This window comes from Kangiella sp., from assembly GCF_048265365.1.
In the GTDB taxonomy this organism is placed as follows: Bacteria; Pseudomonadota; Gammaproteobacteria; order Enterobacterales; family Kangiellaceae; genus Kangiella.
The window spans coordinates 859,020-883,173 of sequence record NZ_JBLXBT010000001.1 but is presented as its reverse complement, the minus strand read 5'-3'; the positions used below and the strand labels follow the sequence as shown (position 1 = coordinate 883,173).

General features: G+C 45.3%; 16 protein-coding genes. 11 read left to right on the top strand and 5 right to left on the bottom strand.

The genetic code is table 11. The features are described from left to right. Positions 1-25: 25 nt before the first annotated feature. Positions 26-2,905 carry a bifunctional [glutamate--ammonia ligase]-adenylyl-L-tyrosine phosphorylase/[glutamate--ammonia-ligase] adenylyltransferase gene (gene glnE, locus ACN0VI_RS04160; protein WP_417445871.1) on the bottom strand — a complete coding sequence of 960 codons (2,880 nt, stop codon included), beginning with the start codon at positions 2,903-2,905 and terminating at the stop codon, positions 26-28. Positions 2,906-3,084: 179 nt separating this feature from the next. On the opposite strand from glnE, the gene ACN0VI_RS04155 reads away from it, so the two are divergent. From ACN0VI_RS04155 to ACN0VI_RS04145, 3 genes are all read left to right on the top strand, one after another. Beyond that, positions 3,085-3,672 (top strand): LemA family protein, encoded by a 588-nt coding sequence (locus ACN0VI_RS04155; RefSeq protein ID WP_331891923.1) that lies wholly within the window; start codon positions 3,085-3,087, stop codon positions 3,670-3,672. A gap of 38 nt (positions 3,673-3,710) precedes the next feature. Beyond that, complete coding sequence (locus tag ACN0VI_RS04150) at positions 3,711-5,648, top strand: M48 family metallopeptidase (RefSeq protein WP_331891925.1); 1,938 nt, start codon at positions 3,711-3,713, stop codon at positions 5,646-5,648. Between the two features lie 211 nt (positions 5,649-5,859). Then, on the top strand, positions 5,860-6,621 hold the full coding sequence (locus tag ACN0VI_RS04145) for a DUF4440 domain-containing protein (protein WP_417445870.1): 762 nt from the start codon (positions 5,860-5,862) through the stop codon (positions 6,619-6,621). Positions 6,622-6,898: 277 nt separating this feature from the next. Here the strand turns inward: ACN0VI_RS04145 and ACN0VI_RS04140 are convergent, their stop codons facing one another. Beyond that, positions 6,899-8,395: a CYTH domain-containing protein gene (locus ACN0VI_RS04140; protein ID WP_417445869.1), complete on the bottom strand. Its 1,497-nt coding sequence runs from the start codon at positions 8,393-8,395 to the stop codon at positions 6,899-6,901. 151 nt (positions 8,396-8,546) lie between these two features. On the opposite strand from ACN0VI_RS04140, the gene ACN0VI_RS04135 reads away from it, so the two are divergent. The 6 genes from ACN0VI_RS04135 (at position 8,547) to ACN0VI_RS04110 (ending at position 19,006) form a co-directional block, all read left to right on the top strand. Continuing rightward, a complete protein-coding gene (locus ACN0VI_RS04135; protein WP_331891930.1) occupies positions 8,547-9,221 on the top strand; it encodes a TIGR00153 family protein in 675 nt (224 codons plus the stop codon). Positions 9,222-9,298: 77 nt separating this feature from the next. After that, the gene (locus tag ACN0VI_RS04130; protein ID WP_417446568.1) at positions 9,299-10,516 is read left to right on the top strand and encodes an inorganic phosphate transporter; all 1,218 of its coding nucleotides are present in this window, start codon (positions 9,299-9,301) and stop codon (positions 10,514-10,516) included. Positions 10,517-10,759: 243 nt separating this feature from the next. Then, positions 10,760-11,350 carry a TIGR04211 family SH3 domain-containing protein gene (locus ACN0VI_RS04125; RefSeq protein WP_417445868.1) on the top strand — a complete coding sequence of 197 codons (591 nt, stop codon included), beginning with the start codon at positions 10,760-10,762 and terminating at the stop codon, positions 11,348-11,350. A 67-nt stretch (positions 11,351-11,417) separates the two neighbouring features. Beyond that, positions 11,418-14,576 (top strand): bifunctional proline dehydrogenase/L-glutamate gamma-semialdehyde dehydrogenase PutA, encoded by a 3,159-nt coding sequence (gene putA / locus ACN0VI_RS04120; RefSeq protein WP_417445867.1) that lies wholly within the window; start codon positions 11,418-11,420, stop codon positions 14,574-14,576. An 80-nt stretch (positions 14,577-14,656) separates the two neighbouring features. Continuing rightward, the gene (rsmF, locus tag ACN0VI_RS04115) at positions 14,657-16,096 is read left to right on the top strand and encodes a 16S rRNA (cytosine(1407)-C(5))-methyltransferase RsmF (protein ID WP_417445866.1); all 1,440 of its coding nucleotides are present in this window, start codon (positions 14,657-14,659) and stop codon (positions 16,094-16,096) included. Positions 16,097-16,132: 36 nt separating this feature from the next. Beyond that, positions 16,133-19,006, top strand: a complete 2,874-nt coding sequence (locus tag ACN0VI_RS04110; protein ID WP_417445865.1) for a M16 family metallopeptidase — start codon at positions 16,133-16,135, stop codon at positions 19,004-19,006. Here the strand turns inward: ACN0VI_RS04110 and ACN0VI_RS04105 are convergent. Together ACN0VI_RS04105 and ACN0VI_RS04100 are read right to left on the bottom strand one after the other, a co-directional pair. After that, positions 18,996-19,739, bottom strand: a complete 744-nt coding sequence (locus tag ACN0VI_RS04105; protein WP_331891938.1) for a general secretion pathway protein GspB — start codon at positions 19,737-19,739, stop codon at positions 18,996-18,998. The two genes, ACN0VI_RS04110 and ACN0VI_RS04105, sit on opposite strands and share 11 nt — an antisense overlap. After that, the gene (locus ACN0VI_RS04100) at positions 19,740-21,431 is read right to left on the bottom strand and encodes an AAA family ATPase (protein ID WP_331891940.1); all 1,692 of its coding nucleotides are present in this window, start codon (positions 21,429-21,431) and stop codon (positions 19,740-19,742) included. It abuts the gene before it with no gap. 109 nt (positions 21,432-21,540) lie between these two features. Between ACN0VI_RS04100 and ACN0VI_RS04095 the strand changes: the two genes are divergently transcribed. Together ACN0VI_RS04095 and ACN0VI_RS04090 are read left to right on the top strand one after the other, a co-directional pair. Beyond that, the gene (locus ACN0VI_RS04095) at positions 21,541-22,011 is read left to right on the top strand and encodes a DUF4124 domain-containing protein (RefSeq protein ID WP_417446567.1); all 471 of its coding nucleotides are present in this window, start codon (positions 21,541-21,543) and stop codon (positions 22,009-22,011) included. Positions 22,012-22,064: 53 nt separating this feature from the next. Continuing rightward, the gene (locus tag ACN0VI_RS04090; RefSeq protein WP_331891941.1) at positions 22,065-23,300 is read left to right on the top strand and encodes a multifunctional CCA addition/repair protein; all 1,236 of its coding nucleotides are present in this window, start codon (positions 22,065-22,067) and stop codon (positions 23,298-23,300) included. Here ACN0VI_RS04090 and ACN0VI_RS04085 read toward each other — a convergent pair. After that, a complete protein-coding gene (locus ACN0VI_RS04085) occupies positions 23,274-24,098 on the bottom strand; it encodes an undecaprenyl-diphosphate phosphatase (protein WP_417445864.1) in 825 nt (274 codons plus the stop codon). The genes ACN0VI_RS04090 and ACN0VI_RS04085 overlap by 27 nt on opposite strands. Positions 24,099-24,154 lie beyond the last annotated feature (56 nt).

Below are 24,154 nucleotides of genomic sequence, written 5' to 3'. Positions count from 1 at the left end.
TATTCTCAATGCTTAATTTATATGTTCATTCTACATCGCTGTGTTGAAAAGTCGATTGCCAGACCTCAACAATTGCCTGCCTTTGCTCGGTCAGTTCTTCTTTAGCCAGCAATGCTGGTTGGTTTTGCAATGCTCTTGAGTTAGCGATATCTCTGAGTAGTCGATAGTTTTCCATCATACAATCGCGCGTGCTCTTTTCCAGTAGATTTTCCCCGGCCAACAGCTGCAACCAGTCGACATTGTTAAACGGTAACTCGTCCACCGAGCATTGTTCCAGCAATGACTTCGAATATTTCAAAGCCCAATACTGTACTAAAAATTCTATATCAACCAGACCACCATTGCCTTGTTTAATATCCCAAAGTCGGGTGTCGGTTTTATCAAGATTGTCGCGCATTTTTTTACGCATGGTAACAACATCCTGGCCGAGTTGTTCGCGCTTATCACAACTCAGTACCTTATTACGCAACTGCAAATACTGATCTCTCAGACTCGTATCGCCTGCAACCGGGCGCGCTCGAACCAGTGCCTGATGCTCCCAGGTCCAGGCCTCGTTCATCTGATACTTGTCAAAGGCATCAATATGACTGACCAGCATTCCGGAGCGCCCCGATGGGCGCAAACGTGTATCCACTTCATACATAATGCCTTGTTGAGTACGAGTACCGAGATAATGCACCAAGCGTTGCGCCAGTCGAGTATAAAATTGATGTAACTCCAACGGCTTGCCCTGCTCGCCGGATATCTGTGTCATGGCATCAGGTTCGCCCTGATATAAAAAAACCAGATCCAAGTCAGATCCGTAACCCAGTTCATCACCACCCAGTTTACCGTAACCCAATACTAAAAAGTCGGTAACTAATTCGCCCGCATCCTGCCTTGGCTTTCCGTGCTTGCTAGTCACTTCATTCCAGGCCAGCTGCAACAAATATTCCATGATGACTTCGGCAAGATCGGTCAGCTGTTGTGACACCTCGCTGATGTCAAAGCGCCTAGTTAAATCCCCGGCTGCAATTTTAAACTGACTGGATTGCTTGAAACGACTCAAAGCCAGCAACTGCTCTTCGGTTTGATTCATTTCTATGCGCATCATGGCTTGCTGCAATTGATTGGTTAAATTATCTTTGGTGAGCTGTTTGCCAAAATTAGTAGGGAACAACAATTCATCCAGCAGCGACGGATAAATAGCCAACTGTTGCGCCAGCCAGCTTGAACGCGAAACCAATCGAACCAGAAACTCAAGCACCGGAATATTTTCAGCGAGCATTTCAAAATAAGCCGTTCGGCGACCAATACCCTGCAATACTTCAAGGCAACGCGATATAGTTTTATCAGCATTTTTCTGCCTGCTGGCCTGAATCACCAGATGCGGCAATAGCTGCTCTATTCGCGCAAAACCGCGCAAGCCAATTTTTCGCTCAGAAAATTCCTGCCGAAAATTTTGCAACTCTTTCAAGGCCTGTTCTGACAAAGAATACTGTTGCAACACGTCCGCCTGGCGCTCGCTGTCTAACTGACCTTGTACTAACTTTTTCAGAACGGGCACTTCGTCATTGTGATCATGCTCTTCTTTGGGGTCATGGAATAATCCCTTAAAGAAACGCGCCACCACTTGCTGATGTTCGGCTAATTCGGTTTCAACCGCTGCCCAATCCGTAGCGCCCAGCAACAGAGCAATCCTTTGTTGTTCATCGTCGCTATCCGGCAAGTCCTGCGTTTGTTTATCCGCATGAATTTGTAGACTATTTTCCAGCTTGCGTAAAAACTCGTAAGCACTTTTCAAGCCGCTAGCATCTTCTTCTTTGAGTAATCCCTGTTGCACTAACGCTTCGAGAGCCTGCCACCAGTTTTTAGCTTGCAACTGAGGGTGACGACCGCCGCTAATCAACTGCAAACTTTGCACAATAAATTCCAACTCACGAATACCGCCATCGCCTAACTTAATATTGTTTTGTGCATCTTTTCGTTGCAGTTCGATGGTGATTTTTTGTTTTAACTGACGGATAGATTCCAGCACACTGAAATCAATATAACGTCTAAAACTAAAAGGGCGGATGATATTCGCTAACTGCTCACGAAAATGGTGATGTGCCTGTAACACCCGTGCCTTGATCATGGCAAAACGTTCCCACTCTCTTCCCTGCTCTAAATAATAATCCTGCAGAGCATTAAAATTGGCCACCAGTGCGCCACTTTGCCCATAAGGTCGTAACCGCATATCCACTCGATACACAAAACCATCCGCCGTATTATCCGATAACAGGCTAATCAGTTTCTGCCCATGTCGCATAAAGAACATCTGATTCTCAATCGACTTGCGTTGACCTTCCCCAATTCGTGTTTCGCCATCTTCCGGATAACCAAATATCAGATCCACATCTGATGAAAAGTTTAATTCTTCGCCGCCCAGTTTGCCCATCGCCAGAACCAGCAAATGTTGCTCTTCCCCCTCACTGGATACTGGCACCCCGTACTGCTGGCAAGTTTGTTGATAGCTCCAATCTTGCGCACAATTGATCAACTGCTCAGCCAGCATAGATTGCAGGTAACAGATTTGGCGAATCGGCAGTTGTTGTAGAATATCGGCCACCGCAATTTGCATCGACCAATAATGACGTTGATGGCGTAAGAATTGTTTCACATCGTATTCTGGCCAGGACAGATCCAGATTTTGTTGAATGCTTAAAATATTGGCAGACAAGCAACTCAAATCGGCCGCTAAAGCTTCCACTAGCCATTTAGGCTGGCGTTTTGCCCAGTGATAGAGGTAATCGCTACCACACAAAATTCTTGCCACCTGTCCCATGTCTCCTGCATAAGCCGTGCCCAAAGCCTCGAGCCATTGTGAGGTCCGCTGTTCTGCTTCAGCTTGCAAAGTTTCTGGAATAGGTGCTATCTGCGTCATCAATGAATCAACTTTTGTCGTATTTACTGGCCTGGAAGAGGATTATGCTATCGTATTTGGGGTGTTTTAAGCTATTGATGTTGTAAGATTTATTACAATTTAATGCAAACTAATAATTTATCCGTCCGACAAACATTGATAGGATAGGCCGATAACAATGAATAAGGAGTATCTTAAGAATGGGCATCATCATCACTTTAGTCATCATCGTTGCGTTAATCCTGTTTATCGTCGGGATTTACAACAAGCTGGTTAACCTGCGCAATCGCTTCAAAAATGCTTATGCACAAATCGATGTGCAACTTAACCGCCGCTACGACTTAATTCCGAATCTAGTTGAAACCGCCAAAGGTTATATGAAACACGAGCGCGAAACGTTAGAAGGCGTTATTAATGCTCGAAACACTGCGGTTTCAGCCAACCAGGCAGCAGCCGACCATCCAGAAGATCCGAATGCCATCAAGAACCTTAATCAGGCTGAAGGTCAATTAACTGGTGCATTAGGCCGTTTATTTGCCTTATCGGAAAACTACCCAGACTTAAAAGCCAATCAAAACATGGCTCAATTGATGGAAGAGTTAAGCACCACCGAGAACAAAATTGCCTTTGCACGTCAGGCCTATAATGATGCCGTCATGCAATACAACACCTATCGCGAGCAAGTTCCTAACAACTTTATCGCCAATCCATTTGGTTTCCAGGAAGCCGAGTTATTTGAAGTTGAAGATGAGCAGGTTAGAGAAGCTGTTAAAGTATCTTTTGACTAAGCCTCAGTTTTTTCATCAAACAATAAGCAATAACAACAATGGATTTTTTTGAACACCAAGAAGTAGCCAGGAAGAAAACCCGGCTACTCGTTTTCTACTTCCTAATGGCTGTGGTCTTAATTGTTGCAGCACTCAATTTTATTGGCTTCATGCTAATAAGAACGCAAACATCTCCCGAAATGCCTTTTAGCATTACCGACTGGTTCCAGCATTCATGGTTTTACGCTGTTACCTTTGGAACGCTACTGTTGATCCTGCTGGGTTCTTTGTTTCGCTGGTTCCAGCTCAGCGCTGGCGGCAAAGCAGTTGCCTCTATGGTTAAGGCTCGCGAGGTCTTGCCGGACACTAATGACTTATTAGAAAGACGCTTGCTCAATGTAGTAGAAGAAATGTCTATCGCCTCAGGAACATCCGTACCTACGGTGTATGTGATGGATGAAGAAGAATCAATTAACGCATTCGTGGCAGGACTTGAAACCAGCGATACGGTATTGGTGGTCACCAAAGGCGCTCTACAAAACCTGACTCGTCAGGAACTGCAAGGCGTGGTTGCACATGAATACAGTCATATCTTCAATTCCGATATGCGTATCAATGTGCGCTTAATCGCGATACTGGCTGGCATTTTGCTACTGGGTCAGGCCGGTTATTTTGTCATGCGCTTTATCCGCTATGGCAATATTCGCAGCAATAAAGAAAGCGGCGGTGCAGTGGTTGCGGTATTCGTTATCGGCATGTCGCTGTTCATTATTGGCTATATCGGCTTATTCTTTGGCCGCTTAATTAAGTCCGCTATCTCGCGCCAACGAGAATATCTCGCTGATGCTTCTGCCGTTCAGTATGCCCGCGACAACGAAGGTTTGGCTGGTGCGTTTATTAAAATTAAACAGCAAGGCTCATTGCTACAAAACTCCCATGCCGAAGAAACCAGTCACATGTGTATTTCAGAGCCAATCAAACTCAACTTAGACAGCCTTGCTTCACACCCGCCGATTGAAAAACGACTGACAGCCATCATGCCCGGCTGGCGTAATCTTGCCAAACGAATCGAAGAAGAGCGTTTGCGCAAAATGAGCCAAGAACAGCAGCATGAAGATATTGAGCTGGAACCTGAAAACAAACAAGCTGCTGACTTCGGATTTGGCGCCATAATTGACACCATCGGTCAACCGACTACCCTGCACCAACACGCTGCTGGCGCTTTGTTGCTAGGATTACCGGAAATTATTCGCCAGGCCGCCCGCAGCCAAAACTCCAGTTACAATGCAACGCACTTAGTGCTGGCTTTATTGCTCAGCGACGACCATCAAGTTTCTGAACCTGTTCTAGAACTAATTGCCAATAAAACCAGTCAGCAAGAAGCCGACCAGGTTCTAGAATTGGCGCAACACATCACCAAAGATAAACGCCACTTACGTTTAACCATGCTGGATATTTCAATACCAAGCTTGAAACGATTAGGCGCTAAAGAACGAAAAGAGTTTTTAAGCTTATTAAGAGAAGCCATTCATCTGGATAGCCATATTTCGGAATTTGAATATGTGCTTTACGCCATACTGCAAAAGAACCTCAGCGATATCAAACAGCCGCCAAGCAACAGCATCAAGAGCTTCAACGGAGTGGCAAACGAAATCCAGGTAATCCTTTCTGCAACGGTACACAGCACCGGCCAAAGCGATGAAGAAAAGCAGGAACTTTACACCAAACTGATAAAACCCTTTGTCAAAGAAACAGCACCGCTGATTGAAAAAACATTCGATGCCGAATCATTCCATCAAGCCTTAAAACGCCTCAATCAACTAACACCCATGTTGAAAAAGCCATTGATTCAAGCGCTTGAAGACGCCGTATCTTATGATGGCAAAGTACACCCCCAGGAAATCGAACTGCTACGTGCCATCGCCGAGTGCTTAAACTGCCCTATTCCACCGACCTTGGAACAGGCGCAACAAGAGCTGGCAGAAGAAAAGAAATGACAACTAATGGGGTAAGAGTACATTAACCGGTGAGCTATTAGCTGAAATGTACTCTGGTCCCATTATTTTCATCCATTATTCTTCTTTCCTATTTCCCCTCATTACTCTCCAGAAATTCTCGGAATAAATAATTTTCTACCTTATCAATTTAAACCTTTTCAAAAACATTAGCGTCTAACTATCCAATACAATCAAAAAAATGGAGTGAATCATGTTTAAGTCGATGAGTTATATTGGGTTAGTTTTTATATCTGTATTAACATCTCTAACAGCCTCAGGGGAGAATTCCCTTACAGCAACGGTATTAGAAAAAGATAATGAGTTCTGGCAAACCTACAACACCTGCAACATGACTGAAATGAGAAACTATTTCACGAAGGATATGGAATTTTATCATGACAAATCAGGGTTAACCTCTTCACGCGAAAAGTTTATGGCATCTATAGGTGAGAATTTATGCGGAGAAAGCAATTCAAAACTTCAGCGAAAGGCAATCAAAGAAACTATCAAAGTATTTCCTTTAAATCATTACGGAGCCATTATTAGCGGGAAACACGCGTTTTATCGAGTTGAAAACGGACATCAAATCTTGCATGAAGTTGCCCAATTCACACACATTTGGAATAATAGTAATGATGGTTGGAAAATGTCACGAATGATTAGTTATGACCACCAGCCACCATCAGAGTCTATGTCAACTTCGGAAACTCACTTATCAGATAAAGCTTTAAATTCTTATATTGGGCAGTATCATGCACCCAACACAGGAACGGTTATCATCTCCAGAAGTAACAACCAGTTAAGCATACAAGCTGGGAAAATGAATGCAGTGTTATATCCCGTATCAGAAACCCTGTTTCGACACCCAGAAGCACCATTGACCTTTGAGTTTATAGATGATGGAGAAGATAGCATCGTAAAAATAATTGTTCGCGAAAATGGAACAATTGTTGAAGAAGCTAACCGCTTATAATAATTGACAGTCTCAAATAACGAAGTGCTATGTTTTTAGCTCTATAATTAATCGAGCAGAGTAAATTTAATTCATAACTTACAGAGTTTAAGGATGAATACTTATTATCGTTGATCATTGCTTTGCGCAAAAGCGCCCATATTAATGGCAGCGCTAATATTATGGCAAGGAAGCCAAGATTATATTTACCTGACTTCGCTCAGAATATTATTCGACACGATAACAGCCGGAACGTCTGTTTATGCTCTGGGGGAGACTTCTGTCGACCCGCAATCAACTAATTCCAATACGGATTTTCTTCCAGCGCTCTAGTGCGCATGGTGACCAATGCTTCAAGGATATCTTTCTCGGTGCGTTCCAGACGTTCATCGGTTTGGTTTTCAGTTTTCAGGGCGCGACGGATGAATTCGAGTTGCTTGAAAAGTTCGATGCTGGCGACCAGGTCTACCCATCTTTGACGGTAAGGTTTACGTTTCTTGTTTTCGAACAGGCTGCCGAAGAAGAGGCCAATATCGAGGGTTCGATACATTCGGGGCAGGTAAGCCAGGTAGTCGTTTTCGGTCAGTTCCTCTTTGCCGGTTAAATGACGTTTGATGTCAAACAACTGGTGTTGCAGTTGACGGATGGCAAAGGGGAAGATTTCTTTTTTCAGGCGTTGGCCACCACCTTCTTTGAAGGCGAGGCGCCATTCTTTAAGATACAACCAGCGAGAGAAATGCAACAGCTTGAGGTTATAGGAAGGCGATTTAAGGTATTCGACAAATTGAGTACCTTCGCGCTTGAAAGCTTTGCGCAACCCCTGCTCGAAGTCTTCTAACTCGGCGTACTTAAATCCATAGAGTTTGCCGTTGTTGAGCCAGTTAATTTCTTGTGCGACTTTTAACAATTTGGCAAAGTTTTTGGTGATTTCGCGCCAGTCACTGCGCAAACTGCTTAAAGCATGGCGCGGTATCATGGGTGCAAACACTGAGTACATATGCTGCATGAACATCAAAGCACGATTCAGTTGCAAAACATTATCCAACGTTACTTCACGCTTCATTTGCTTGATGTAGTGCTGCCAATGACCAAGCCCAGTATGCGCGATGGTTTCAAAAGCCGCTTCGGCTGAGGATTTAGCGCTTAATTCGACTACTCTAAGTTGTTTTAAATAGGGAGATGGTTTTTGCGACAGGCTGTAGCCACGCTCAGCCTTACTTTCACTGTCTAATACCAGATCAAATTTTTCAATGAGCTCCTGGCATAAGGCAAACAGCACAGCTGGTTCGCCTTCTTTAAGCTCCAGTTCGACTTCACATATATCCTTCTTCGCTTCTTTACACCGGATTGAACCGACATCCAAAGCAATTTCGATCTGACTGTCGCTCTCTGTGACAACCATCTGGAGTCTTAAAAAATCAGTATTAAAAGCTGGTTTGAATGGGCCATCTTCTTCTTCGGCTTCTTCGAGCAATATCATCAGATAGGGCTCGGCCACGGCCTGTAGGTCTAATTCTTTGGAAGGGAGTTCGATTTCAGACTCATTACGTTGGAACAGGCCACCGACCACTCGACCAGCGGATTTAACCGACTGGATGAATTTTTCACCGTCTCGGCGGATTCGTAGCCCGATTTCCATCTCTCTGAGTTTATGATTCTCAGTATCAAAATAGGTGTTGGCCAATTGCTTTTCCTGCCAACCACCACTGTCCGAGAACCGATCGCTAACCCATTGTTTTATATCGCTTATCTTGTCGGGCGTCGCTGATAGTTTTATTTCTATTTCGATCGACATGCCTTAATTTCTACTCAGTTTGGTTTGAGTCATTCAACGCAGTTTACAGCGCGAATCGGAAATTGCCAATCGTTAAGTCTGGTATGCGAGTGCTCGCATGCTTATAATGTGCACCTTTACTTGTTGGCCCAAATAATCCATTGGGGGATACATGGCTAATTCGATTCTTGACCTTTTTGCGTCATCACCTATTCGTCCTATGCAAGATCATATGGCGAAAGTTCATGAGTGTGCCTCTGAACTGAAAAACTTCTTTAAAGCAACTATCGAAGGCGACTGGGAAAAAGCCGATGAGCTTAAAACCCATATTCGTGAGCTTGAAAATGAAGCTGACGACTTGAAGCATGATTTACGAATGCATCTACCTAAAGGCCTTTTCCTGCCGGTAGCTCGTACCGACCTTCTCGCTCTTCTGAGCAAACAAGACAAAATTGCCAACATAGCACGCGATATTTCTGGCTTGGTCTACGGTCGTAAAATGCAATTCCCAGCTGGCGTTAATGAAGACTTGATGGGCTTGATTCAGCGTTCGATCGATGCATCAGCGCAGGCTTTTAAAGCCATCAACGAGCTGGATGAGTTATTGGCGACTGGCTTTAGAGGCCGCGAAGCCAGTCTGGTTGAGGAAATGATCGATCAACTGGATATGATTGAAAACGATACAGACGATTTACAACGCGAATTATTGTTCAAAATTTTTGAACAGGAAAACGAACTGCCCCCTGTACAAGTGATGTTCATGTATAAGGTAGTACAACAAATCGGTGATTTAGCTGACAGCGCTCAAAGCGTCGGTTCGCGCCTTGAAATGATGATAGCTCGATAAACCGGGGGGGAGTCGTGGATTTCATATTACAAAACGCAGATACCTTTATCTGGATAGCAGTAGCATTTGGTTTTTTAATGGCTTTTGGTGTTGGCGCCAACGATGTTGCCAACGCCATGGGGACATCGGTTGGTGCTAAGGCATTAACCCTTAAACAAGCAATTTTCGTTGCTGCCATATTCGAATTTGCCGGTGCTTATCTAGCCGGTGGCCAGGTCACACAGACCATTCGCAAGGGAATTATTGATTCAGCTTATTTTGAAGGTACACCGGAGCTATTAATTTTTGGCATGATGGCGGCCCTGTTGGCTGCGGGTGTATGGCTGGTTCTTGCTTCTAAATTCGGTTGGCCAGTTTCAACTACTCACTCCATCATCGGTGCTATCGTTGGTTTTGCGGCAGTTGGTGTTAGCGTTGACGCAGTTAGCTGGGGCAAAGTTGGTTCTATCGTCGGTAGTTGGGTTATTACCCCTTTTATTGCTGGTGCTATCGCCTTCCTGATTGTCATGAGCGTGCAAAAGCTGATACTTAACCGCTCTAATCCATTTGCAATGGCCAAACGCTACGTTCCGTTCTACATGTTCTTAACTGGCTTTGTGATGGCGTTAGTAACCATTATGAAAGGTCTAAAGCATATCTTTCAGGACCATGATATTAACTTGAGCATGACCGAAACCTACCTTATAGCTATTGCCTTCGGAGCTTTGATTGCAATTATAGGCGCGGTTATTATCAGTCGAATTAAAGTTGAAGAGGAAGCTGATAAAGACTACCACTTCTACAGCGTTGAAAAAGTCTTCACCATACTGATGATTGTAACAGCCTGTGGCATGGCATTTGCCCACGGTTCCAATGACGTCGCTAACGCGATTGGCCCATTGGCTGCGATTGTGAGCGTGATTCAAAACGGTGGCGATATCGGTGCTAAAGCAGTTGTTGACCCGCGTATTTTGCTGGTTGGTGCAATCGGTATTGTTATCGGTCTAATTGTATTGGGTAGCCGCGTTATGGCCACCATAGGACAAAAGATTACTCACTTAACACCAAGCCGTGGTTTTGCTGCTGAGTTAGCAGCTGCTTCAACGGTCATTATTGCCAGTGGTGCAGGCCTTCCTATTTCAACCACTCAGACTTTGGTTGGTGCAGTTTTAGGGGTTGGTATGGCACGCGGTATTGCGGCATTGAATCTCGGCGTTGTACGTAACATTCTCGTATCATGGGTTGTAACGCTACCTGCCGGCGCAATACTGTCAGTGATATTCTTCTTTATCTTTAAGGCACTATTCAGCTTTTAATCCCTAAAATAGCTTCAATAAGTGCAACTAATTAGCCCCTTTGTGGGCTAATTAACACTTCATAACTAACGGTTTTAAGCCTTCTAAATCAGTAGCTTAAAGCCGTTTTTTTATGTCTGACAAGCTCACCTGAAGCAATATGCTAATTAGTCTTAACGACAAGTCTTCCCCCATTCTTTGACCTGCTATATACTTGCCCCTTTATTTACGATCAAGCTCAAAATTTAACCGTTAGGATTGATTATGTTTCGTCTACTTTTAGTGTTTTTACTGCTGACCACGAATCTGTTTGCTCAAGCAGCTGATCCAGCTCAAAACACTGATGCCCAAAGCCAGTATTATGTGTCCGATGAAATTGGAGTCATCATGCGCAGCGGCCCGACCAATCGCTATCGCGTTACTGGTCGATTAGTTGCCGGAACACCTATTGAAGTTTTGGCATCGGACACTGCGAACGAGAGTAGCCAGGTTCGCACCGCTGATGGTGAAAAAGGCTGGATCCAATCCCAATACATCACTGATCAACCAACGGTTCGCGCCTTATATGCTGAACTACAAACTGAGCACGAAGCGCTGAAACAAGAGCTGTCCGATACCAAGCAGCAAGTCGCGGACAAACAGAATGTGATTACGCTGAATGATCAGCTGCAACAACAGGTTTCCGAACTGCAAAATGAGTCGGATACCCTGCGCCAACAAAACGAACTGTTGAAAGGTCGTTTTCACAAAGATGTTTTTTATGCAGGTGCATTTGTCCTGCTAGTGGGCATGTTAATCAGCTGGGTTCTATCCCGCTTTAGCATGAAACGCCGTCAGCGCTCCGGTTGGCGTTGACGTTTTTAGGTTGTACTGTAGGTTCAATTAATCCTTGTCAGTACATTGTTATTAGGTAATTGCCGTAATGTTTAAAGCCAGTAAAATCCTGTCAGATTCCTATCAGCAACTCTCGCTGAGCGAGTGGCAGGAAATCATCACCCAAAACTACTCTGTCGACGAGTCGGGCTACTTACAAGAATTGTTAGAGCTCGCTACCCCTGACGACAAAACCGTCAATATTATTACCCACCAGGCCTCCCAGCTGGTTGAAGAAATCCGACAAAGTAGCAAGTCGCGAGAAGGTGTCGAAGCCTTTTTGCAACAATACAGTCTGAGTACCAAGGAAGGTGTGATTCTGATGTGTCTGGCGGAAGCGCTGTTGCGTATTCCTGATGCCAATGTTGCCAATGCGTTAATCCGTGACAAGCTTAGCGCTGCTGAGTGGAAAAAGCATACCGGTCAGAGTGAATCGATTCTGGTCAATGCTTCGACCTGGGGATTAATGCTAACCGGTAAAATCGTCGACGTTGATCAAGATGGTGACGGTAAACCTGATACCTTATTAAAAGGACTAATCGCCAAGTTTGGTGAGCCGGTGATTCGCCAGGCCATGAATCAAGCGATGCGTTTAATGGGCCGCCAATTCGTACTCGGCCGCAGCATCAAAGAAGCCATGAAGCGTGGTGCTAAAAGCGTTGAGAAAGGTTATACCCACTCATTCGATATGTTGGGTGAAGCCGCTTATACCGCTCATGATGCGCACCGTTATTACGAAGCCTACAGTAAAGCGATTCAAGAAATTGGTCAGGTCAAAGTTAAAGAAGGCCAATTAGCACCAAGTATTTCAATCAAATTATCAGCGCTTCACCCGCGTTATGAAGTGGGTCAAAAAGATCGCGTCATGACCGAAATGGTGGATACTCTGTTGAAGCTTGTTAAACAAGCTCGTGACTTAGACGTTGCTGTGACTATTGATGCCGAAGAAGCTGACCGTCTTGAGCTATCTCTGGATATTTTCGAAGCACTTTATACTTCTGAGATTTGCCAGGATTGGGCCGGTTTAGGGATGGTGATTCAAGCCTATTCCAAGCGTGCCCTGCCAGCATTAGGATGGCTTGATGCACTGGCTCGCAAACATGGCCGCCGCATTCCGATTCGTCTGGTCAAAGGCGCTTATTGGGATTCGGAGATCAAGTGGTCGCAACAGGCAGGCCTGAGCAACTACCCAGTGTTTACCCGTAAAGCCGGCACTGATGTGTCATACCTGGCTTGCGCGCGCTTCATCATGAATACCCAGGACAGCTTCTACCCGCAATTTGCGACTCATAACGCGCAAACGGTGTTTAGTATTATGGAAATGGCAGGCCAGCGTCGAGACTTTGAATTCCAGCGCTTACACGGCATGGGTGAAATTCTGTATGACAAGGTACTGGAGCGCTACCCCGGTTTAAAATGTCGTATTTATGCGCCGGTGGGCAATCACAAAGAATTGTTGCCTTATCTGGTGCGTCGTTTATTGGAAAATGGTGCCAACACTTCTTTCGTTCATCAGTTGGTCGATAAAGCGACCCCTGTGATGAGCCTGGTTGAGCATCCGTGTCTTGTGCTTAAGCGTTACCCAACCTTACACAATGATCGCATTCCATTGCCACCCCATATTTATGGTCCTGATCGCGTCAACTCATCAGGTACTAATCTCCACATTAACAGCCAGATCGAGCCTTTTATGCACAACGTAGAACAGTATTTAGACAATCAATGGCACGCCAAGCCCATTATTGATGGTAAAGAACATACCACTAACGAAGAAGCCGTTTTCTGCCCGTATGACAACTCGCATCAGATCGGCACTGTACACAAAGTCAGCGAAGAGATGGCTCTTGATGCCTTAACTATCGCGCACAAAAACTTTATTGCCTGGGACATGACACCGGTTGAACAGCGCGCTCAGATCCTGGAGAAAATTGCGGACGTTTTCGAAGAAAACGAAGCTGAATTGATTGCATTATGTAGTCGCGATGGCGGTAAGACCATGCAGGATGGCATTGATGAAGTTCGCGAAGCAGTAGATTTCTGTCGTTTCTATGCCAATAACGCGCGTAAAGATTTCGGCCAGGAAATCACCCTGCCTGGCCCAACGGGCGAGAGCAACCACCTCTATCTTCAAGGCCGCGGTGTGTTTGCCTGTATCAGCCCATGGAACTTCCCATTGGCCATCTTCACTGGTCAGGTTGTAGCTGCTTTGGTTGCCGGTAACACGGTTCTGGCAAAATCTGCTGACCAAACCACTTTGGTGGCTTACCGCGCGGTGCAATTGATGCATCAGGCTGGCGTTCCAACCAGCGTGTTGCAATTCGTGCCTTGCCGCGGTTCTACTTTCGGCAACGTTATCTTGTCTGATATCCGCATTGCGGGTGTTTGCTTCACTGGCTCAACTTCAACTGCTCAAATCATCAACCGTACTTTAGCAACTCGCGATGGCATGTTATCGCCGCTAATTGCTGAAACCGGTGGTCAGAACGCCATGATCGTGGATAGCTCGGCATTACCTGAGCAAGTAGTTGCGGATGTCATTCAATCAGCCTTCACCAGCGCCGGTCAGCGTTGTTCAGCGCTACGCGTGCTTTATGTGCAGGAAGATGTAGCCGACCGAATTCTGGAAGTGCTTGCAGGTGCGATGCAGGAATTAAAACTGGGCGACCCAACCGACTTGTCTACTGACATTGGTCCGGTGATTGATGCTGTATCGCGTGAAGAGTTGTCTGGCCATGTTGAGCAATTGCGTGCAACCGGTAACTTAATTGCTGAAACACCAATGCCTGCTGGTCTGGAAAAAGGCTGCTATTTGGCTCCAACAGCATTCTTTATCAACCATATCAATGACTTGACACAAGAGTGGTTTGGCCCGATTTTGCACGTGATTAAATACAAAGCAAAAGACCTGGATAAGGTCATCGACCAGATTAATGGTTATGGCTTTGGTTTGACGCTGGGCATTCATTCACGTAACGAAAGCACCGCTACTTACATCGATAAGCGTGCCCGCGTCGGTAACGTCTATATCAATCGTAATATGATTGGCGCAACCGTTGGCGTGCAGCCGTTTGGGGGTCAGGGTCTATCAGGTACCGGTCCGAAAGCAGGCGGTCCATTCTATCTGCACCGCTTTGCGACCGAGCATACACGCACCAACAACACTGCTGCAATTGGCGGTAATGCTACCTTGCTATCGTTAGGCGATTAATTCAATTCAAGGTAAACTAAAGGGCATTATTACTTCGGTAGTAATGCCCTTTTTTTATGACCAACTATTATTAGCCTGCCATGACCACAATTTCGCCAGACTTTATTGCTCACATTGCCCAGCAGCTTAACGACCCCGATGCGTTGCAGGCTTTGCTGAACTACAGCCAGAAGCCCTTACGCAAGAGCATTCGCATCAATCCCTTAAGAGCACATAAAGAGGCGGTGATCAGCCAATGGCAGCAAGCTGGCTATAAGCTGGATCCGATCCCCTGGTGTGATGATGGCTTCTGGATTGATGAAGAGCATAAGCCGCTGGCAGATGGTTTTGGTAAAGTTGTGCCGCATTTGGCAGGACAATTTTATATTCAGGAATCAAGCTCCATGTTGCCCGTCACTGCATTGTTTGCAGCTCATCCCGACCCAGAGATGGTGCTCGATGTAGCAGCGGCTCCTGGCTCTAAGACCACTCAGATTTCAGCGACCATGAATAACGACGGACTGGTTGTAGCCAATGAATTATCCTCATCCAGACTCAAAGTCCTGTATGCCAACCTGGAGCGTACGGGAGTCAGCAATACCATCCTGTGTCACCATGACGGCCGGCAGTTCGGTGAATCCACCGAGCAAACCTTTGATGCTATCTTGCTGGATGCACCCTGTGGTGGAGAAGGTACGGTGCGTAAAGATCCTGAGGCATTAAGCAACTGGTCATTAGATAGCGTTTTGAGCATCTCAGAGTTACAGAAAGAGTTGATTATTAACGCTTTCAAAGCACTCAAGCCCGGCGGTACTCTGGTTTATTCCACCTGCACCCTGTCCAAAGAAGAAAATCAGTTAGTGTGTCAGCACTTGCTGGAAAATCATTCCAATGACGTTGAAATCTTCCCGCTAAACTCATTATTTGACGATGCCGATAAAGTCGCGACGCCTGAGGGCTATTTGCACGTATACCCGCATCTTTTCGATAGCGAAGGTTTCTTTGTCGCCTGTTTTAAGAAAAAAGAAGCACCTGTTACCGATGCATCAGCCCATGATAGCGCGCTTGGCTCTCGCTTCCCCTTCTCTCCTTTAACCAACAAGGAGTATCAAGAACTGGAGCAGCACTGTGCAGCTTTGGGCTGGTCATTAGAGCCGCACAAAAAGCAACTGTGGAAACGTTCTAACGAAATATGGTTCTTCCCACAAGGTATTGAAAAGCTGATTGGCAAGCTACGCATGAGTCGAATTGGTGTTAAACTGGCTGAAAGCCATCGTAGCGGGTATCGCCTGCAGCATCAGGCCGCCACTACGTTTGGGCATGAATTCGAACAGCAAACTTATGAACTCAATAGCCTACAAGCGGTCGAGTACTATCAAGGGCGTGATATTAGTATTGAGAAGTCTGACAGCCTGAAAAAAGGCGAAGTGGCAGTTGTTTATCAGGGCTCCGTGATTGGGCTGGCTAAAAATCTGGGCAACAAGTTAAAAAACTCGTTGCCTCGAAACTTAGTACAGGACAATCCGTTTGCCTCTTTTTAAATACTGTCGGCATTGATATAGATTGTGGAACATTTGATGAAACAAGTGATGACCTACTTAGCGAAATGTAAGACCATTGTTTTTTTATGTGTCTTTGGCTTTTTAGCTGCTTGCCAGACACTAACCCCAACTGAAAGAGCCAACCAGCTTCCTCTGTCCCCGGAAGTTACCAGCGGTAAACTGGATAATGGTATTCAGTACTATATTCACCCAAACCGTAAACCTAAAGAACGCGCCTATATCACCCTATTGCTCAATGTTGGCTCATTGCAGGAAGAGGAACGAGAACGCGGTGCAGCTCATTTTGTTGAACATATGGCCTTTAATGGCTCGACCCACTTTAATAAAAACGACCTGGTCAATACACTGGAAAGCCTTGGTATGACTTTTGGTTCTGACATCAATGCGTTCACCAGCTTCGATAGCACCCGCTATCATCTGGAAATTCCAACTGATGATACTGAAAACTGGTCTACGATTAGTTTGATTCTTGACGACTGGATCACTGGTATCAAGTTTGACCCAGAAGATGTTGAGCAGGAGCGCAAAGTTATTCTCTCCGAGAAGCGCGCTCGCAAAGGATTGGGCGAAAGATTATCTGAAGTACTTAACCCAATCAATTATGGCGACGCTCGTCATGCTGACAGAATGCCGATTGGTGTTGATGAAACATTGAGTTCAATGTCTGCAGAAGACCTTAAAGCTTTTTATGAAAAGTGGTATCAACCGCATAATATGGCACTGATTATTACCGGTGATGTTAAACCCGATAACGCCATCAAGTTATTCAATAACACTATTGGTCAGATCAAGTCATCCAATGACCTCAAACCACAGGAATATTTAATCCCGGGCAGAGTCAATCCGGCTTATGAAGTCTTAACCGATCAAGAAATCCTGACCCGTTCTATCAATGTTCGTTACCAAACTCATAGCGTGACACTCGATAGTGTCGATGCACTGCGTTACCGACTGTTAAACCAGATGATTATTAGCCTGTTTAATAGCAGAATGTATGAACTGTCAGATGGTGCAGAGAAACCTTTCGAAGGAGCTAGCTTAGGCTATTCGCAATTAGGCAATGACAAGTTATTGTTTAACTTTTCAGTCACCCCAAAAGATGGCGCTTTTGAACAAAGTTATCAGCGTTTTTTTGAGGAGATCGAACGAGTCGAGCAGCACGGCTTTCTTAGCAGCGAACTTGAACGCTACCGTAAGGAAGTATTAAACAGCAGCTTATTAGCTGTTGAAGATTTGGATTCTATCCACTCTCGCAGTCTTACAGATCGTTATATGTCTCACTTTTTATACGGCGAACATTATTTTTCTACCATCCAGCGTCATGTTTTATTGGAAACCATTCTGCCTACCATTAGCGTGCAGGAAGTCTCTGAACATTTCAATCAACTACTGGCCAGTAACCGTCACTCAATTATTGTCTATGCCCCAGAGCAAGAAAAACCTGGCGCAGATTTAGAAGAGAAACTTTTCGCAGCACTCAATAAAGACACAAAGCTTGCCGCCTATTCAGAATCAGACTTAGCCGATCCCCTCATGGCCACACTACCCGAGAAAGGGCGTATTATTGATAAAAGTGACATTGAAGCAGTTGATGCCATTGACTATCGCTTGAGTAATGGCGCGCGGGTTATCATTCGACCGAGTGACCTTTCCAATACCGAAGTATTCCTGTCGGCATACGCACCTGGTGGCTATTCTCTAGCCACACTTGAGCAACAGCGCTCCGCTATGGAGTCCGCTAAGTTAGTGGCAGCTTCAGGAATCGGCAGTTACTCCAGAACTGACCTCGGCAAAAAGCTGCATGACAAAACGGTTCAATTGCAATTAAACATCGGACGTTACTATTCCCAAATCAGCTCCAGCAGCGCCCCGAAAGATATGGAGCTCATGTTGCAATTAGTACATTTGTATTTTACCGAACCAAAGATTGATGAGGATGTTGCAGACAATTACCGTAACTCCGTTATCCAGTATCAAAGGAATAGGTTGAATGATCCTGAGCAGAAGTACGCTGACGAGCTTCATCGGTTAATGACTGACAACCACCCAAGAACGCAGCCCTGGTCGGTTGAAGAAGCACAAAAGATCGACCGAGAGATCGCCTTGAATTTCTACAAGGATCGTTTTACAAAGGCCAACAATTTTACCTTTGTCATTGTCGGAAATATCCAGCTAGAAGAAGTGGAGCCGCTGATCGAACAATACATTGCCAGCCTTCCTGCAGATGCCAAAAAGGAAACATGGCAAGATGAAAATATTCGTACGGTCCAGCGCGACATTCATTTTGCACGTGACACCGCGCTAGATGAAAAAACGAAAGTCTTTTTAAACTACCATAAGCCTATTGATCAGTATGTTTCTGAAACGCGATTCCGCTTGGGGCTTTATGAAGAAATTCTGCAACAGGAATTACAGGCTAAATTAAGAGAAGAACTTGGTGAAGTTTATTCAATAGGAGTTGGCTCGGGTGTTGACCGTTACCCAACAGAATGGTTTAACCTGTCTATCAGTTTTAATGCAGAGCCAGGCCGCGAGCAATTACTGATAGATACCATTCAGGAAGTCATTCAGCAGACTTTGGCAGAACCATTACCACAAGATAAGCTGGACACGATCAAACAGCAACGCCGCATGTCATTTACCGAAGGGCAACAGAGCAATCACTTCTGGCTGGGACAAATTTTGTTGTATGAACGTGAAGATATTGATTACTCTTACTTCACCAATTACATGTCACGATTAGATACTGTGACCACAGAGCAAATTCAAAATACGGCAAATATGCTGTTCAAAGATAGTTATCTAATTACCAGCATTATGCGGCCGAAAGACGATACCGATATCGTAAATAAGGCCGAACAAGAAGCTGAGCAGGCTATTACGGATTAACATCGGTCAATCCAGGGACAATCACTTGTTGTCCCTGATAATTGACCAATAAATCATTCTCCAAAATATCCTCTACAACCATTCCTTTCGAAATTGTATCGCCTATGCTATACGCCTTACCGTTCAGCATCACAAATCTATCTTCAGGGTCAGTGGCAAAAATATGAGTGGTATAAATCAAGGTTGGCCAATGGTCGTGATCAATTGCTGCTAAAAATACCGGTTTGCTACTGCTTGACTGACGAGCCTGCGTCTGTTGCTGTGCTTCGGCCTGCTCCAAAACTTCAGTAACTGGGCGTCGGCTTACCGCTTCAACAACTGGGTTTGGGTTTCTTTGAACCACCGGCTGCTGCACTTCAAGTGGAGCTTTTTTGATAACCAAGCCAGCTGTCTCGGAGTCATTAATTGATTCAGCACGATTGTCATCAGCAGTGTTATTTTTTACCTTACCGTCAGTAGCTTCAGTTGCTGCTGATAGTCCCGGCGTCGAACTCTCTTGCTGATTGTTCATCAAAGTTATGTCAGCTTTGATGTCATTCGGTGCGGGCTTTAATAGTAACCATATCACCACTGCAAACAAGACTGCGATGACCGCGAGTATAGGTAGCAACCAGTGCTTACTCTCATCTTCTTCGACAAAGGCCGTGTGTTGATGTTCACTGTTGAGGTTTGGCACCTCACCATCTTTCTGACCTGATTCAGTCTTTTTGATTGCATCAAGAATATAAGACATCTAGTTACCCGCCTGTAAACTGTTTGACAAAAGTTTAGGGATGCTTGGTTCAGCTAAATTATTAATCACCATAATCGAGTGCTTGCCCAGAATACCATCGGAGACTAAGCCATGTTCCATTTGGAACAGCGCCAACCAATCCGACACCTGTTCAGAAAAAACATGACCAGGCTCAATCACAAGACCTTCATTGGTTTCAATAAAACCCGTTAGCCAACTAACCGCATTACCACGCCCACCAATTCCTATTGGGTCATTAAAGCCTGGCGGCTTCTTCCAGAACAGTCGGTATTCGCCAGTCCATAGCGGGTTAAGTTTCTTACGCTCAATGGTCACCTGATTATCACCAAACTGCATAACCACCGATTGATTCTGGATAGCAATTAATGTTCCCCAAAAGCTACCACCCTGCACCGTGGAGAATTTCAAGTTTGCGGGCCGATTGAGCTGACTTAAAAACTTCCAGTCGGTCATACCTTCATCACAACCCAAACCATAAGTCACAGCCAAACTACAGGCATCAACCGATTGAAATGGCGAGTAGGAAACACCCCATAAAGCCAGCAAATTCTGACTGCCAATAACGCCACTACGATCCCAGCTTTGCTCGCCCCAGAAACTTTCTGCTAATTCACTCGGGCTTTTCTTAACTTCAACTTTGGCCGGCGTCTGCTCAATCGCATTAAGACTGAAATCATTAATGCCAGCGATAGAATTAGACTTCGGATTTTGCTTTTCAGTAGCCTTAACAACAGACTGATCAGCGTCTTTATCAAACAGCCCAAATGACCATGCCGCAACGCCAAGGGTCAGTCCAACCAGCAATACCGGAACAGCCCACTTCCAATACTGGACGGTTGGTACAGCTTGCTGGTATTCAGTTTTATGACCCAGCACTTCTTCAACCGCTTTATTGACCGTCCGTGTATCCACATGATGCAAGTTATCTGCAAAAGCTCCCAGCAAGGCCCGGTCACTGATCACATTAATCAGGCGAGGTATGCCGCCACTGGCTTTATGAATCAACTTTATCGCTTTGGTTTTAAATACAGGCCGCATAACACCTGCGATTCGCAAGCGGTGCTCAAGGTACGATTTCGTTTCGTTAAGGGATAAAGGGCGCAGGTGGTAACGAGCAGTAATTCTCTGCGCTAACTGACGTAGCTCTTTCTTGGCCAGCAACTCCTGTAATTCAGGTTGGCCAATCAAGATGATTTGCAGCAGTTTTTTCTGATTGGTTTCAAGATTCGTTAAAAGTCTGATCTGCTCTAAGACTTCAACACTTAAATTCTGCGCTTCATCAATCATCAACACAGTGTTTAAACCCTGCTCATGATTATCCAGCAACCGACGGCTCAAGAGGTCGGTAAAGGTCTTCAGGCTCGATTCTTTGACATCGTAGTCGATACCCAGCTCATCGCACATGGTCGCCATTAACTCGATGGCGTTCAGCTTAGGGTTGAGAATATAAGCAAGACGCACATTACCAGGCAACTGTTCCAGCAGGCAGCGGCAGACCGTGGTTTTTCCGGTCCCTACTTCGCCAGTGAGCAGCACAAAACCACCACCGGCACCAATGCCATATAACAGGTGCGCCAAAGCATCGCGATGGCGCTCACTCATGAATAAATAGCGAGGATCCGGCGCTATGGTAAACGGTGTTTCTTTTAATCCGAAGAAATCGTTGTACATATTAGGCTCTATTTCCCAAAGTTCCCTATTGAATATTGTATAGTTATTGTGCTTTGCATATTATGACCTATAAATTACAACCTCTCAATCTAAGGGATAGTGTGTGAAGATGCACGGACTTTTACTAACATTTACTTTGATTATCATGCTTTCCTTCACAGCGGCAAGTCAGGCTTTTGAAGGTAAAATTTACAAGTGGACTGATAAGAATGGCAAAATCCACTTCTCGGATAAACCACCCAAAGATCAATCGATTAAAGCTGAAGAGCAGAAGATAGATTCAAGCAAGCTAACCATTACCAGCATGCCTCGCTCACAGAGAGTAACCCCTCTTTCAGAAAAGGTATGTCAGACTGCCACCACTAACTTGAAGAACACCGAGCCACTCTACCGTGGTGAGCTGGTAGAAAAGCTTGCCAAAAAGCAGATTACTGATGAACAGTTTGCGCAAGGCTTAGCCAAGTTGGATGATTTAAAAAGAATTACTGCTCCCGATAATTGTAAAAACGCACAACCTGATGAGCAAGCTTTGTTAAAGTGTGCAGCACAAAATAAAGATGCTAGAAGCTGTATAAAATAGCGTTAAGAAACAATGATGCAAGGCAACTCAACACGTTAACTCATAAGGTAAGTATGCAAATCTATTTGGTCGGTGGCGCAGTTAGAGACAAACTCTTAGGGCTTGATGTTGTTGACCAAGACCATGTGGTGGTCGGAGCGACGCCCGAGCAAATGCTGGCCAAAGGTTTTAAGGAGGTCGGTAAAGACTTCCCAGTCTTTCTACACCCTAAAACCGGTGAGGAGTACGCTTTAGCCCGAACCGAGCGAAAGTCTGGCAAAGGCTACAAGGGATTCAGTGTCGATTTCTCGGCAGACATTACTTTAGAGCAAGACCTTATCCGTCGTGATTTAACCATCAATGCCATGGCTCAGGATGAACAGGGCAATCTTATTGACCCTTACAATGGGCAACAAGATCTGCAAAACAAAACCTTACGCCACATCTCCCCCGCTTTTGCCGAGGATCCTTTACGTGTGCTGCGCGTGGCTCGTTTTGCCGCTCGCTTTGCTCATCTGGGCTTTATTATCGCCGATGAAACCTTTGCTCTAATGCAGGAGCTGTCCTTTGGTGATGAGCTGAAGCACCTAACTCCTGAGAGGGTATGGGCAGAAACGGAAAAAGCCCTGGCCACTCAGTCACCACAAGTCTATTTTGACGTACTTCACCAATGCGGAGCCCTGGCAGTCCTGATGCCTGAGCTTGATTGCCTGTGGGGAGTTCCCAACCCTGAACAATGGCATCCCGAAATCGATACCGGTATTCACACCCTGATGGTCATTGCTCAAGCCGCAAACAAAACATCCGATCTACGCGTTCGCTTTGCGGCTACGGTTCATGATTTGGGTAAAGGGGCTACACCACGCGAGCAATGGCCGCAACACCGCGGGCATGAAGAGTCAGGCGTACCGATCATCAAAAAACTCTGCAAGCGCCTGAAAATCCCCAAAATCTATGAACAATTGGCCACACAAGTATCTCGCTATCATCTGCATAGCCATAAGATGTTTGAGCTACGCCCCAGTACCGTATTGAAAATGCTGAAAGGCTTAAGCGCCTATCGCAACCCTAACTTTTTAGAAGCATTTATTTTAACCTGCGAAGCAGATTTTAATGGGCGTCTGGGTAATGAAGATAAGCCTTATCCGCAGGGTGACCTGCTAAGACAATGCTTCAAGGTATCTGAAACGGTTGATGTTCAGTCTTTGATCGAAAAGGGATATGAAGGAGCCAAGCTCGGCGAAGCCATCGACCGAGCTCGACTAAAAGCCATCAAGGAATGTTTAGCTCATAAACACGATAGCGAATAAAACCACACCTAAAATCAGGCGATACCAGACGAATGGCATAAAGCCAATTTTCTCAAGCCATTTCAAGAATAGATGAATACAGGCAAAAGCACTCAGCGCCGAAACCACAATTCCTAAAATCAAAAAGTCCCAATCAAACTTAGCGCCTTCTTGCGCCAGTTGAATACCCTTTAAGCCACCGGGCAAGACAATCGCCGGAATCGATAACAGGAAAGAATAACGGGCTGCAGCGGTGCGAGAAAAACCCAATAAAGCAGCAGCAGTCATGGTAATACCGGAACGCGATGTGCCAGGAATCAAAGCCAATGCCTGCGCACCACCAATAGTAAAAATATCGCGCCAGCGCAGTTGATACTCATCCTTAAACTGCTCAGGCGATTTGCCCTTGTATTGACGCTCGGCATACCACAACAACAAACCAAAAATAATGGTCGTAATCGCAATCACATAAGTCTCACGCAAATACAAATCCACAATATCAAAAGCTTCAAGGAATAAACCAAACAACCCCACCGGAATCGTGCCGAAAATCACCGCCCAAGCCAAGCGTGAATTTGCCGTCGGCTTACCGCCCAGCACCGCCTTAAACCAGGCACTGATCATCTCAACTACTTCCTTACGGAAATATACCAACACAGCTGTCAGCGTCCCCACATGCACCGCCACATCAAACGCCAAACCCTGATCCTGCCACTGCAAAACCTTCGACGCCAGAATTAAATGTGCAGAACTCGAGATCGGGAGGAACTCAGTTAAGCCCTGAATTAATGCTAGAAATAATGCTTGAAGCCAATCCATATCTTTATCCGGTTAATATCTGTGTAAACTTTTCTAAGAAACCATATCGTGAAACA